This window comes from Mesorhizobium loti, from assembly GCA_014189435.1.
In the GTDB taxonomy this organism is placed as follows: domain Bacteria; phylum Pseudomonadota; class Alphaproteobacteria; order Rhizobiales; family Rhizobiaceae; genus Mesorhizobium; species Mesorhizobium loti_G.
Window position 1 is genome coordinate 1,239,297 of the sequence record CP050293.1, and the last position, 13,468, is coordinate 1,252,764.

Consider the following 13,468-nt stretch of genomic DNA (forward strand, 5'->3'; position numbering starts at 1 on the left):
CAGCTTTGTTCCGCCGGCTTTTCGATAGGAATTTATTCTTGACACCGTGAGGGCAGCTATGCTACATGCCCGTCCATGGTGTTGATCTGCGCCAGTGACCCGCCCGCACAGGCGGGTTTTTGCGTTCTATGCTTCGTCAACCAACGCGCCGGCGCCCCAACCCGCTAACCCGGATTTGCGCCGCTCTCCCCTTGTTGGCCCTTGGGAGGAGGGCGAAGCCTCCGCCGTCGAGCTCCACGGCGCCCCCCTCTGCCCTGCCGGGCATCTCCCCCACAAGGAGGGAGATTGGCCGATACATCCGCTTTCGCCAATTTTTCAACGTTGCAAGAAAAACGCCGGCGCCGAAGCTGCCAATCTCCCCACAAGTGGGGGAGATGGCCGGCAGGCCAGAGGGGGGCGCCGTAGGGCGCCAACCTTCGTGCGGGCCTTCGCCCGACGATCACGCAAATTTTTTGGATCGTTCGGATCGGCGCGGCGTTCATCCCTGACGCAACGGAGGACGTGACATGAGCGACGAACGGCACGAAAAAATCCAGCAGCGCGCATACGAGATCTGGCAACGCGAAGGCGGCCTTCATGGCGACCCCGAGCGGCACTGGCACCAGGCCGAGGCCGAGATCGACCGCGAGGCAGCGCTGCCGATGACGGCGGATGATGCGCTGCCGGAAACCGGCGAGATCGCCAGCTCCGACGTGCTGGCGGTCGAGGCGCTGGCGGTGCGCACCGGCATATCGGGCGACGAGGCGCAGGCGCTGATCGACCGCCTGGGTAATGACCGCGCCGCGGTCGAGCAAGCCGCCCGCAGCCTCAAGGCCAAGCGGAAATCCTGATCAGCCTGGGAGAGCGAGATGATCCGGAAACTGAAAGGCGGAAAATACCGCCTCTATTCACGCAAGAAGGACGAGACGACCGGCAAGCGGCGCAACCTGGGCACGTTCGATACGCGCGAGGCGGCGGAGAAGCATGAGCGGGAGGTGCAGTATTTCAAGCGGCATTGAGGGGCGCCGCTGTTCACTGGGCAGGCAAGTCGGTGGCAACCCTCTACTGCAGCGTCCGTGCACTCTGCCAAAGCCAGATTGCGAGCGAGCCGGATCGCCCACGGATTTGTGTCTCCACGGGCCCTTTTAGGGTACCGGATTGGAGCAACGCGCACTCGCGGCCGGCGGCATCGAGCATTATGTCACTCACCGCGACTTCAGCGTTCTGGTCGGCCGCGATCTCCATCAAGCGACTGGCAACGTTGACTGTGTCACCTATGGCTGCGATGTGCTGACGGCCTTCGCTGCCGAGCCGAGAGGCTACGATTGTTCCGTGGTGGGCTCCAATCTTGAAGCCGAGCCGGGATGCAGTCGATGCAGGCAACGAGCCGAGCCAATCGTTGGTGCGGCTGGAGAGCCCTACACAACAGCGGGCGGCATTGAAGGCGTCATTTGTCGCTGGTTCCGGCAGGCCGAACAGGATCATGGCTCCGTCACCCATGAAATTCGTGACGACGCCACCGCAGCTCGTCACTTCTTCGCCGACCAACGCATGAAAACCGTTCAGGAGCTCACGTGTGGCGACCGGTCCCAAGGATTCACTCAGTCCGGTGAAGCCGGACAGGTCGATGAACAGGATGGCGGCGTCTACCCGGACGGGGTCCGAGAGGAAGTCGCCATGCTTGGCCAGCCACTCCCCCATGCCTGGGGCTTCAACGCGTTGAAGCAATTGGCTCTGCGTTGCGAAAAATTGGGCCCGGCTCCTGCCCAGCCAAAGCTGCATGGCCCCGTACAAGATAGCCGGCGGAACGGCGGCGGTCATCGGCAACGCGGCGCTCAGCCAGATGTGGTGCGAGAAAGCGGTCATGTTGACCACGAACCAGATCAGGATCACGCCGGCGATCGCCGCGAGGCCGCCGGCGTTTCGCCGCCATGCCAACAGCCCGACAAGAATCATCGGCAGCACCACCGCAAAGCCGGCATCCGCAAGCCGAACATGCTGGTCTCGCACAATTGCGTCGCCGGCCATCAGATGGGCAATCGCCGTCGATATGACTTCGACGCCCGGCAGTATGGGATCGAACGGTGTCGGGAAAACATCGCCGGTGCCGGTTGCCGTTGCTCCGATCACAACAATTCGATCCCGGATCGTGCCGGGATCGAATTGGCCGTCCAGCACGGTCGCCGCGCTGATCGTGCGGATCGTGCCGCGGGGACCGTAGAATGTCAGGGGCAGGATGTGACCAATGTCTGTCCGAATGGACCGTCCGCCCAGGGATAGATGATCGGCTGCGATTTCCGGATCCTCTCCCGCTGCCATGGCGGCAACACGCAAGGGGAAAGATGCTTCCAGCCGATCTCCGGCCCGAAACAGCAACGGCACGAAGCGGGGCGTTCCCGTCTTGTCGGTGGCCACGTTCACGACGCCGACAGCCGCGACATCCGAGAACGCTTTCAGGGGCCACAGGAACCGCTCGGCATTCGGCACGCCGGCGATGGGTCCTTCGCCCACCGTCCATTGCTTGCCTCCGGGGTAGACCGCCGCGGCTGCGACTACGCTTGCACCCCCGCTCAGCGAACGCGCGAGCGCCTCATCATTGTCTTTTGCCCCGGGATCGACCAGCAGCAGGTCGAGCGCAATGGCTTTCGGTCCAAGCCGCGCTATCGTATCGACAAGCCGGGCAAGCGTGGCGCGGCTGAGGGGATATGCGCCCTCCTGCCGCACCGCGTCGTCGTCTATCGCGACAATGGTCATCAGCTCCGGTGGCTTTGCCGTTCCTCGAACAAGCGTTCGAAGATCGGTCATCGTTGCTTCGACGCGATCGAGAAACCACAAATGACCACGCCAGTGCGCGAAGCCCAGGCCGGCGCCCCAAAGACCCGCCAGAATGAGCGCGATCAGCGTCGGAAGCGCTCGCCTGCCCACTGCAGTTCACTGGCCGAAACGGGCCAGCAATGCGGAAACACGCTTGGCGGGCCAGCGCTTGACGGTCAGTGGTTCTGTGCCGGGCCCGACGTCGACGCCTTGGCCCGGCGCCAGCACCACGCCGGCATTGGACGCCGGCCGGTTTACGGCGACGCGACCTCTGAGGACGAACACGGACGTCTTGCCCTGGCCAACGTCGACTGCCCATTTGGTGCCTCGCGCCGCGGCGATCGCCTGCGGGGTGACAACCGCGAAGCCACCCGGGACCGAGCCGGCTGGAGCATCGAGCAGCAGCGCCTTGCGCCGCAACCTGACCGTATCGACCTTGCCGTTTCGATCGCGGTCCAACAGCGTAAAACGAGCGCCACCTTCCACAATGATGGTAATGCCTTCCCGACATTTCAGAATCTGTCGGGACGTGCCGGCCACCGGCTTGAACGTACACCCAGCGTCCTGTGCCAGCGCGGCATCCATCCAGAAGACACCGGCAAACAGGCCAGCCACAAGGCTACGGAAAAATCGACCTCTTGCGCTCATCAACGCCTCCTTGGGTTTCCCGGCTCTTCTCAAACGATCTTGACGTGCCGCGTCACCTGGCCATTGCTCTCCCAGTATGTGTGCTTCTTGGCGATCAAGGGATCGTCCATTGCTGGCTGAACCTGTCCCGTGGTGCTGACCGCGCGCGAGGTCACCGTGTGTTCTCCCGGCGAGGGGTTTGCCCAGGGCAGGGACCAGATTTTCCAGGCGTGTTCGGCCTCCTCGCTGTGGTCGATGGTCGCCGGGGCCCAGGGCGCTTGATCGATTTGCACTTCGACCCGGTCGATAGGTGCCCCCCAGGCCGCGCCGACGATGGCGTAGTCCGAGCCTTTCTTGGTGACCTTCGCGGGTGCCGACTTCAGCAGCGCCCGGCCCACCGAGGTCTCGGCCCATACGGTCTCGCCATTGTGGTCTTCCTCCCGGATGGTGACATAGTCGCGGGCCATCAGAAGGCTCATGAAGCGGGTGTCGCGAACCTCGATGCGCTTCAGCCACTTGACGTTGGCGATCCCGTACCAGCCCGGAGCAATAAGCCGCAGCGGGGAACCGTTGGCCGCCGGCAAGGCGGCGCCGTTCATTTCATAGCAGAGAAGATTGTCGGGATTCATCGCGTCGGCGAGCGACATGCTGCGCGCGAAATTCTGCTTCATCTTCACGTCGCGTATTGCGACCTCGCTTTCGTCAGTCCCGAAAAAGACGACCTCGATGCCCTCTTTCAAAACGCCGGCTTCCTCGAGGATCGGCGCCAGCGGCGTCCCTGCCCATTTGGCATTGCCGATGCCGCCGGTGAAAAAGGGAAACCCGTGGTTGCCCGAGCATTCCACCGTGAAAACCACCTCCTGGCGCGGCCGCGCCCTGATGTCGGCGAGCGTCAGCTTCAGGGGCTTCTTGACCAGGCCCTCGATCTCCATGGACCATGTCTTGTCGTCGATCGTCGGTCGATTGAAATGCGAGATGCTGAAGAACTTGTCGTTTGGCGTTATCCAGCTATCCAGATCCTCCCAAACAAGCTGCGTCTTGATACCTTCCGGATTGGGGTTTTCGGTCGGCTGATCCAGCCACGGAACAATTTCCTCGCCCGCCTGTGTTGGAAAGGCGTAAGCGCGACGCGAAAGAGCAGCGATTGCGACAAGAGCCGCGCTTCCTTGGACAAGAAGTTCTCTGCGTTGAATGCTATGCATGTTGGTTACCTCCCAGTTGATCCGGAACAGGCTGCAACGTGCGTTAGGCCGAAGCCTGATCACGGATAGGCGCCACGATGAAAATCATGCCCAGCCGGAAGTATCCGGATAGGTCAGACAATCACCGACGCACCTCAAGCATGTGAAGTGTTGGGCGAAACTCTGGCATGCGTTTCGCAACCCAAGAGTGCGCCTTTGAAAAGGACGTGTCCACAACTTGGACGGGACATGACAATTTTGTGGCATTCCAGACCGATTTCCTGTCGTGCCATTGCTGCTCAGATCGCAACGGGCCGGCCGGGCCTTCGGTGGGGCACACAAGAGCGGAGGGGCCGAGCCGGTCTAAGCCGGGATCGCCGGGTGGCGAGTTCCGACGTGCTGGAGGTCGAGGCGCTGGCGGCCGGCGGGCGACGAGGCACAGGCGCTGATCGACAGGCCGGGCAGCCGCGCGGCCACCGAGCAAGCGCGCAACCTCAAGACCAAGCGGAAATCCTGATCAGCCAGGGAGAACGAGATGATCCGGAAATTGAAAGGCGGAAAATACCGGCTTTATTCGCGCAAGAAGGACGAAAAGACCGGCAAGCGGCGGAACCTGGGGACGTTCGATACCCGCGAGGCGGCAGAGAAACATGAGCGGGAGGTGCAGTATTTCAAGCGGCATTGAGGGGTGGAAGGCGCCGTTAGCCACTATTCATCTGCGAAACAAACGGAGCAGTCCTCCGCTGAATGTTTCGGCTTTAGGTCGTTCCCTGCTTCCAATTCAACATAGCATCGCGCGCGGCACGTCGAAGTAGCCTGACAGACGGCCCACGTCCCTCCGGCGGCGACCAACCTTTGAGGAAGCCCGGTTTGAACATTTTTTGTTTTGGCGCTTTCTCAATAAGTTTCTCATCGACTGAAACGAAAGCCGCGAACGCGAAGGACGTCCGGAATGTCACAAAGAGCACCATCGCTTCGTTCTCCGGCAATGCACGATACTGGTAGGTGAACTGGCTCGACATCTCCTTTTCGCCCGCTTTCAGCGTTTCAGGCTGGCCGAGAAAGTCTAGGAAGTCTTGCGGAATGTTGCCAAGCATTGCATCAGCGTTTGAGAACCATCTGATTGCTATGGCTCCATCAGAGCTCAAAGCACAGCCAGCGATCTCGCGATAAAGCGCCAGCGCCATCCGAGCGGCAAATGCTTCCATGACTGTGTTTATGTGGGCGTCGCGTATATCGACCGCGAATGCGACCGTCCTTCCGCCCTTTACAATGGGTTGGTAATCTCCGAATTCGGCAGCCAAGTTTGGAAAGTTTTGCGAAAATGAGCGAACTAGGTTGCCGAGTTCATCCTTGTCAGCTTCGCTGCTTCGATCCAGTTGAAAGCGGCTGGCGACGCTAGCGATTAAATCCATCTTGCGCGTGCCTTCATGACATGCGTCGCAAACACCAAACTCTAATCCCTTTGGCCGATCTCGGAGGCTGAAAATAGTGATTGGTGGTGCGTGATCGCGCGTAACCGATGGTGACACGCCTCCGCAATACGTGCAGCCAGGTTGTTGATCGATTAGCTTCTCAGTTGCGGTTAATCTTGTCATAGTTTAGATAATCGGCGACTGGTTACTCTAAGCTTGGGCATCCATTTTGCTCCGGTATTCAACGTACCCCAGTATGATGCTGCCGGTCATTTCGGTAGCTTCGAAAAAACAATCCAATATCTCGAAATACGCCTCGTCCGGACGTTCCGGTTCTTTTGCACCAATGAAAAATTGAATTTTTCTGCTTGTATCATCACTGTTCACCATCGATGTAAACATATGCCGCTCTGACAAATGCACAAATCCCGACGTTTCCTTGTAAACATCTCCAACCCACGGAAAGTCAGCGGCTAGTTTCGAAATAAGTGCGTTGTCTCTTAAGAATTGACCATCGCGATCCTTCTGCTTGTCGAATCTTTTGCCCGACAAGACGGCTTGACAGAGGGCGTCCATACTATCCACGAACTTCAACGCGTTCACTCTGGCTGCCGTGTCGATCTGCATGCGCAATAATCCTGCGCAGCACGTGAAATTTCGTTCTGCCATCAACGTTCTGAATCCGGACGCAAGTGCTAGGACACGCTTGACGGCGCCCAGCACAAATAAGTCTGAGACATAGATGTTTCCGCCCTCCTGCATCAACCTTGAGGCTCTGCGCAGAATCTCATCCTCGATTTGTTCAATCTTTAGGAGGCGCTTTTGGAATGACATGGCTGGAACCTATGGGTGCGCTGGTCGGTCGAAATGGCCAGTCGTGTCGAAAGCGCATGAAAGCCAGCGAAACGGACGGAACATGCTTCCGCCAACCGACTAACGTTTCGATCGTCGCCAACCGGCGGCGAGTGCTTCCGCTTCCGTGCAGAACCATCTTTCGCCTTTGGCTTCGGTGATTTTGGTGGCGCTGTAAAACTTCTGTCCAGGCAGATGATAGATGCGCTCGCCGTCCGCTCAAACTCGATTTCGCTATTGCTCGTCACTGAAGAACACTTTTCGAGTAGCTGGGTCTTGTGCAACGACACAGTTCAGGCCGTCGTCAAAATCGGCGAGGCCAGCGGCCATATCCGGGCCGTTCATCAGGCATCTTTTATAGAGATCTTCAAAAGAAGACTGATCGGACAGTGCCGTCATGCCCTGGATAAGCCGTGCAATGGCAATCGACTGCTTCGCCTGACATTGCTTGTATGCTTCACTGCTCGTGTTTTGGTGCCTGTGCAAACAAAGCTGATCGGCCATTTCGAACAACTGCTGTATCGAATTGCCTTCAGCATTAGCTGGACCACTTGTTGTGGCCGCAACCACGCCGCCCACAGTCGCTGCAGCAAAATACAAACGCAAATGCATGGAGGCATTCCCCAACCCCGAGAACGATAATGCGCCCTCTGCATATTGTTGTCGAATCCGCCGTCGGACGGATTGCGGAAGGAACTGAGCGTTGCTTTGCCGAATTTGGCAGAGTGGTTGGCGAGAAAGGTTAGTCGCTCTGGAAAGCGCCTAGAATTCAACGATTGCGGCGGAGCGGTTCTCCGCCTGCCAGCATTTTAGTATTTATCTCTCCTATCCAAAGATGGTGCTGCGGGTACGAGCAGACGTGAGCCACCACTTATAAAATGCAATACTTGTCGGACGCGACGTATAATACAATATTCTGCGGGAAATTTGATAAATAATTGCACCAGAGACAACTACTACAACCATAAATATCGCCATCGGCAGGACTAGCCAGAATATGAAATCTTTGGAAACCAAAAACTTTTCCATGGTATCACCAGAGTAATTTAGTGTTTTAAAAAAATATAAAGAAATGAGATAAATGAAGCCAATGCGATCAATAAAAACTTTCGTATGTCAGGATATGCCTTAGTAATAGAACCGTGGTCTTTTGTTTTTGTTTTTATGAAAAACTCTTTAGGATTAATATTTGACAAGCACTCTATTAATATACCGCTTTTCGGAGGCAGATAGTCGAATTTCAACTTTAGCGCTTGATGATCGTTCATCAATACTTGATTATTCTCGATTGAGATATTGGCTGAAGGGTCGTCGATCTCCACTACCTTTGTTAAAAGAAACGGTTTTGTATCTTTCGAAATCCTATCTGAAAGACGCAAGTATATATCACCGCCATCATTCAAGTCTGATGGGTGTATAGCGATTGTTCCACGATTTTGTATAAGCAACAACGAATAAAAAACGCTGTCAACGTCGTTATCGCCTATTTTATGGGTAATATCCGCAAATCCGAATAAATTTGATTGTTTAAACGCTTCATAACCAGTGATCATATAGGACAAACTATGGAACTTGTGATTGACGCGATGTGAATAGAAAGCAAAAATCACTGAGAAAACCGTTATGATCGCCAACGCAAGATTTGCGTACGGTGATTGGATGAATGAAAGGTCCATGTCGTTTGCGCTGCCCCTCAACGTTGAATGTAATGACGAGACTCACTTTGACCGCAGCATACGCACTTTCAATAAATCGCTGAAATGGACGATCAGCGCCGCCACGTCCGTTTGGTCAAACGCTCAACGCCAACATAGTGGGCGCGGTTGAGTAACGCCAATGCAAGCCCGACCGCTGCGGACGAGAACAGGCCAAACACACTCACTTCAACATCGCCATACGGCTTGGCTGAGTGGTGCAGATTGTTGCACAGGTCTACCACCTTCTGATCATCGAAGGTGACACGATGGCCATGCGCAAATTCGTTGCGAACTTTGCGCAACGTATCGCAATCGTCTCTTTCCACGTCCGAAATCAGACCTAGGCAATGCGCAGCTTTGATCCGTGCAGAGAACGACCCGAGCGGCGCATTGAAGCCGTCCAGCAGAAGGGCCTTGTCGGAATTTTCAATCAAATATGCGTCGATGATGCCCCGCAATTGTTCATCCAGAAATGCACACGCGACCATCACCGCGCCTCTTGGACTTTCGGCATTGTGCGTATCGAGGAAGGGCAAAAACTCTTTCAGATGAGGATGCGATTTCAGCAGTTCATCAATTGGCATGGTGTCCCGTGGCATGCTGCCGCCCCTGAGTGGTTAGCTAAATGGTTAGCACCCTTCTAACCTGAAACTGCCAAATACCTTGGAAATAAGAGATTTCAGGGATTGACTGGCGGAGAGAGCGTCCGCTCCAGCGCACGCCAGCGATCACGGCAGCGGAAACTCCCGTTGAAGCGTCAGGAACCGCCATCTCAGTGCTCTCTCACCCCTCGCATTAACCATTCGTTAACCATTCCCTCGCTAGCGTTTACCTCTCAGTAAGGATTCGCCAGCCGTGACTTTTGCCGCTCCCCTCGAGGCCAAATCCATTCGTTTTCGCGCCCGCTCCTTCGTCGCTTTTACATTGACTCCGGAAGATCCTTTGGCGGCCTGGCTGGAGGGGCTGGATCATTGGATCGGCAACTCGCCGGGCTATTTTTCCGGGCGGCCGGTGCTGCTGGATCTGAACGCGCTGAAGCCCGGGGCGGATGAGATCGCGGCGCTGGTGGCGGAGCTTGGTACGCGCGGCATTCGCATCTATGCCATCGAGCTCGAAGGGGCTGTGCTCGGCCCCGAATTGCCGCCGGTGCTGGTCGGCGCCAAGGAGGCGACGACGGACGGTCTGCTGCCCGGCCGCAAGGCGCGGGATTCCGGCACATCGGAAGGCAAGGCCGAGGGCAGGGCGCCTGAAGCCGGCCCGGACAAGGGCGGCAAGGCTGACGCAAGCAAGGCGGGCGATAGCGAGCCGCAGGTTGCGCCCGAAGCATCCGGCACGCTGATGATCAAGGCGCCGATCCGCTCCGGCCAGGCGATCGTGCATCCGCACGGCGATGTCATCGTGCTCGGCTCGGTCGCGTCCGGCTCGGAGATCATCGCGGCGGGCTCCATCCATGTCTACGGCACGCTGCGCGGGCGCGCTTCGGCGGGTGCGCTGGGCAACAAGGGTGCGCGCATCTTCTGCCGCAAGAACGAGGCCGAGCTTTTGGCGGTCGACGGCTGGTACGTCACCGCCGAGGAGATGGAAGGTGTTTCGCGCGGTAAGCCGGTGCAGGCGTTTCTCGATGGCGAGAGCTTACGGGTTTCGACGCTGAGCTGACATTCGATATCGGGCGGCTTTGCCGCTCGACCAAGAACACGATGGGGCGGCTTTGCCGCCTGGCCAAGAACAACAAATGAACAACAACGGAGGCTTTCAATGGGCAAGGTAGTGGTGGTCACCTCGGGCAAGGGGGGGCGTCGGCAAGACGACCTCGACGGCGGCCCTAGGGGCCGCGGTCGCCAAGACCGGCAAGAAGGTGGCCTTGGTCGACTTTGACGTCGGCCTGCGCAACCTCGACCTGATCATGGGCGCCGAGCGGCGCGTGGTGTTCGATCTCGTCAACGTCATCCAGGGCTCGGCCAAGCTTTCGCAGGCGCTGATCCGCGACAAGCGGGTGGAGACGCTGTTCCTGCTGCCGGCCTCGCAGACGCGCGACAAGGATGCGCTGACCGAAGACGGCGTCGGCGAAGTCATCGACAAGCTGCGCTCGGTGTTCGACTACGTGTTCTGCGACAGCCCGGCCGGCATCGAGCGCGGCGCGCAGCTCGCCATGCGCTTTGCCGACGAGGCGGTCATCGTCACCAATCCGGAAGTGTCGTCCGTGCGCGATTCCGATCGCATCATCGGCCTGCTTGACGCCCGCACCATGAAGGCCGAGCAGGGCGAGCATATCGCCAAGCACGTGCTGGTCACGCGCTATGACGCGGCGCGCGCGGCGCGCGGCGAAATGCTGTCCATCGACGACGTGCTGGAAATCCTGTCGGTGCCGCTGCTCGGCATCATCCCCGAGAGCCAGGATGTGCTCAGGGCCTCCAACCTCGGTTCGCCGGTGACGCTGTCGGAGCCGCTCAACGCTGCCGCGCGCGCCTATCTCGACGCCGCCAGGCGGCTCGAAGGCGAGGAATTGCCCGTCATCGTGCCCTTCGAACGCAAGGGCTTCCTCGATCGTCTGCTGGGAAGGAGGGCGGCATGAACCTGCTCGACATCTTCAAGCGGCGCTCCAGCGCGCCGGTGGCGCGCGAGCGGCTGCAAGTGCTGCTCGCCTATGAGCGCCGCAACCGCAGCCAGCCAGACCTCGTCTCCATCCTGCGCGAGGAGATCATGGCCGTCATCGCCAAGCATGTGCAGATCGACCAGGACTATCTCCAGGTCTCGATGGACCGCGGCGAGACCATGTCGACGCTGGAAATCGACATCCAGATCCCCAACAAGAGCGCCGTGCCGCTGGCGATGGCGGGCTAGGATCTAAGGCTGGGGAAGGTCGCGATCCTTCGCGCCCCCCTCTGTCCTGCCGGACGTTCGTCATTTGGAAAGCCAAGCAATTGGCTTTCCACCCGCTTCGCGGACCATTCCTCCACCCCCACGAGGGGGGAGATTGGCAGCCCCGGCCCCCCAACTCCTCTTGCAACGTTGGCGATTGGCGAAAGCCCGCGTGACATCCGATCTCCCCCGTGTGGGGGAGATGTCCGGCAGGACAGAGGGGGGCGCTGTCCCGTCGGCAGTACCAGTTTCGCACCCCTCACATCGCGCTCCTCGCAGCATCCAACCCCCCAAATGTCCCACCTTCGCGCCAACGGGGGCTTCCCCTGCGAGGTCAGCGGATGTAAGGTTATGTTAGCAATTCATTAAGTACCAAATTGGGGTATGTGTAAAAGGAGTTCGGGCATGAACTTCAAGGGCTTAATCAAGCGTGCTGAAGACGTAGACAAAGCATTCGAGGAACTGCAGACCGATCTGGCGGATGCGCTGGTATCGGATTTCGGCGCCGAGGTGCCGCCAAAGAGCGACACTGTCGCGGATGCCCCGGATCAGGGACCGGACGAGACGCCGCCCGAGGCGAACGCGGCAAATTCGGACAGTGCGGACAATACGGATGATGCCGACGATCCGGGCAATCCCGAAACCGCGCCACGGCTGACGCCCCATACCCAGACCCGGCTGGCTGCGCTGAGTGCCTTCGAAGGGCTCTTCCACGACGCCAGGGATTATCTGGACGAGATCAACGGCAAGCTGTCGGAGATCGCGACCTCACACCATCTGACGCGCGAATTCCTCAACATCCTGCACAACGACATTCTTCGCGCCAACGAGCTGGAGCTTGCCAATGCGGGCCTCGGCGCGGAACAAAGAACGCTGTCGGAAAAGCTGCACGACGCGGTGAGAAAGCTGCGCGAGCGTGAAGGCGCTTTCGAAGCGCTGCAACAGCGCGAGACAAGCCTGGTTCAGGACAGGGAGGCGCTTCGTGCAGCACTTGCCGCGGTCAGGCTGGAACTCGTGGAGACAGCCAATGCGAGCGCAAAACGCGACGCGGAGTTCGGCGACATCGCCAAGCGGCTGACGGCCAGAACGGTCGAGGCCAGCAGGCGCTTGCGCGAGAGCAATATGCTGCGCGAAAAGCATGTCAGCCTGTCGATCGATCTCGACAAGGCGCTGAAGCGGGAATCCCAGGCGCGCCACAGGCTCGACGAGCTCTCGACGATCCACGCCAGCGAAGCGGCGCGGCTTGCCGAACTGCTGGCCGCGCTCGGCAAGAGCGAGAAAGAGGAGACGCGGCTGCAGAAGTCGCTTGAGGCCGCACAGGCGAAGCTGTCGGAAACAACCGAAGCGGCCCGCATGATGGAAGGCGACAGGGAAGCCGAGCTGGCTCGCAGCCAGGCGGAAATGCACGGGTTGCGTTCGGAGATCGAGGACCTGCAAGCGCGACTGGAGCAGGCCGCGAACGAGAACAGCGGGGCCGTCGGCGAAATCGCCAGGCTCAAGACCGAATTGAACGACACGCTGGCCGAAAAGAAAATCGCCGAGGAAAGATTGTCCGCTCTCACCCATGAGAACGAAAACGACAAGATGAGCCTTTCCAGGTTGAACGCCGATCTTTCACAGCTCACGCTGCAACAGGCATCGGAACAGATACAGCTCGATGTCCAGAGGCAGGAATGCGACGACCTCAGGGCCGAAATCGTGTCACTCAATGCCCGGGTCAAGGAATTGCTGCCCTACGAGCGGCTGCACAAGGCCACCAGCGGCAGATCGCGCGAGAGCGGCGTGGTCGAGATTGCCGGCGTGGTGGCTGAGAAGGCACGGGCAACGGGCAGGCGGCGCATCCGCAGGAACCTCCGCGCGGCGACGTAGGCCGAAAGGTCCTGCTTCACCACGTCGTCGCGGAGAACCCGCGAGGGAGGCCGGCACCGCATCCGGAGAGTAAGCCAATGGGCACCGGCCAAGGCGGATCGACAGGTCCGCCGCGAGAGGCAAGGTAGCGAGCCTGGGCGCTGCATGGCATTGGTGCGATCACGGAAGATGCCAG

At 59.0% G+C, this 13,468-nt stretch carries 14 protein-coding genes and 2 pseudogenes; 7 read left to right on the plus strand and 9 right to left on the minus strand.

Annotated elements, in window-relative coordinates:
* Positions 1-506: 506 nt before the first annotated feature.
* Positions 507-830 carry a DUF2934 domain-containing protein gene (locus HB777_06020; protein QND63505.1) on the plus strand — a complete coding sequence of 108 codons (324 nt, stop codon included), beginning with the start codon at positions 507-509 and terminating at the stop codon, positions 828-830.
* A gap of 18 nt (positions 831-848) precedes the next feature.
* The gene (locus HB777_06025) at positions 849-998 is read left to right on the plus strand and encodes a hypothetical protein (protein ID QND63506.1); all 150 of its coding nucleotides are present in this window, start codon (positions 849-851) and stop codon (positions 996-998) included.
* Between the two features lie 43 nt (positions 999-1,041).
* Here the strand turns inward: HB777_06025 and HB777_06030 are convergent, their stop codons facing one another.
* Genes HB777_06030 through HB777_06040 form a run of 3 tightly spaced genes read right to left on the minus strand, consistent with a single transcriptional unit; the run spans position 1,042 to position 4,622 of the window.
* Complete coding sequence (locus HB777_06030) at positions 1,042-2,904, minus strand: adenylate/guanylate cyclase domain-containing protein (protein QND63507.1); 1,863 nt, start codon at positions 2,902-2,904, stop codon at positions 1,042-1,044.
* Between the two features lie 6 nt (positions 2,905-2,910).
* A complete protein-coding gene (locus HB777_06035; protein QND63508.1) occupies positions 2,911-3,441 on the minus strand; it encodes a FecR domain-containing protein in 531 nt (176 codons plus the stop codon).
* Between the two features lie 29 nt (positions 3,442-3,470).
* Complete coding sequence (locus HB777_06040) at positions 3,471-4,622, minus strand: sulfite oxidase (GenBank protein QND63509.1); 1,152 nt, start codon at positions 4,620-4,622, stop codon at positions 3,471-3,473.
* A gap of 514 nt (positions 4,623-5,136) precedes the next feature.
* On the opposite strand from HB777_06040, the gene HB777_06045 reads away from it, so the two are divergent.
* The gene (locus HB777_06045; protein ID QND63510.1) at positions 5,137-5,286 is read left to right on the plus strand and encodes a hypothetical protein; all 150 of its coding nucleotides are present in this window, start codon (positions 5,137-5,139) and stop codon (positions 5,284-5,286) included.
* 73 nt (positions 5,287-5,359) lie between these two features.
* Here the strand turns inward: HB777_06045 and HB777_06050 are convergent, their stop codons facing one another.
* From HB777_06050 to HB777_06075, 6 genes and pseudogenes are all read right to left on the minus strand, one after another.
* A complete protein-coding gene (locus HB777_06050; GenBank protein QND63511.1) occupies positions 5,360-6,016 on the minus strand; it encodes a hypothetical protein in 657 nt (218 codons plus the stop codon).
* A gap of 210 nt (positions 6,017-6,226) precedes the next feature.
* Positions 6,227-6,850: a hypothetical protein gene (locus HB777_06055; GenBank protein ID QND63512.1), complete on the minus strand. Its 624-nt coding sequence runs from the start codon at positions 6,848-6,850 to the stop codon at positions 6,227-6,229.
* A 99-nt stretch (positions 6,851-6,949) separates the two neighbouring features.
* A pseudogene (locus HB777_06060) lies at positions 6,950-7,081 on the minus strand (thermonuclease family protein).
* A gap of 21 nt (positions 7,082-7,102) precedes the next feature.
* Positions 7,103-7,480: a hypothetical protein gene (locus HB777_06065; protein ID QND63513.1), complete on the minus strand. Its 378-nt coding sequence runs from the start codon at positions 7,478-7,480 to the stop codon at positions 7,103-7,105.
* 434 nt (positions 7,481-7,914) lie between these two features.
* Entirely contained in the window at positions 7,915-8,421 is a 507-nt protein-coding gene (locus tag HB777_06070; GenBank protein QND63514.1) for a hypothetical protein, read from the minus strand.
* Between the two features lie 215 nt (positions 8,422-8,636).
* Positions 8,637-9,149: a transcriptional regulator gene (locus tag HB777_06075; GenBank protein QND68678.1), complete on the minus strand. Its 513-nt coding sequence runs from the start codon at positions 9,147-9,149 to the stop codon at positions 8,637-8,639.
* Positions 9,150-9,420: 271 nt separating this feature from the next.
* Between HB777_06075 and minC the strand changes: the two genes are divergently transcribed.
* The 4 genes and pseudogenes from minC to HB777_06095 all read left to right on the plus strand — a co-directional run bounded on the left by minC (position 9,421) and on the right by HB777_06095 (position 13,293).
* On the plus strand, positions 9,421-10,221 hold the full coding sequence (gene minC / locus HB777_06080; protein QND63515.1) for a septum formation inhibitor MinC: 801 nt from the start codon (positions 9,421-9,423) through the stop codon (positions 10,219-10,221).
* Between the two features lie 130 nt (positions 10,222-10,351).
* Positions 10,352-11,137, plus strand: a pseudogene (gene minD / locus HB777_06085) (septum site-determining protein MinD).
* The gene (minE, locus tag HB777_06090) at positions 11,134-11,406 is read left to right on the plus strand and encodes a cell division topological specificity factor MinE (GenBank protein QND63516.1); all 273 of its coding nucleotides are present in this window, start codon (positions 11,134-11,136) and stop codon (positions 11,404-11,406) included. Before minD ends, minE begins: the two are co-directional and overlap by 4 nt.
* 423 nt (positions 11,407-11,829) lie before the next feature.
* Positions 11,830-13,293 (plus strand): hypothetical protein, encoded by a 1,464-nt coding sequence (locus HB777_06095; GenBank protein ID QND63517.1) that lies wholly within the window; start codon positions 11,830-11,832, stop codon positions 13,291-13,293.
* Positions 13,294-13,468: the final 175 nt, after the last annotated feature.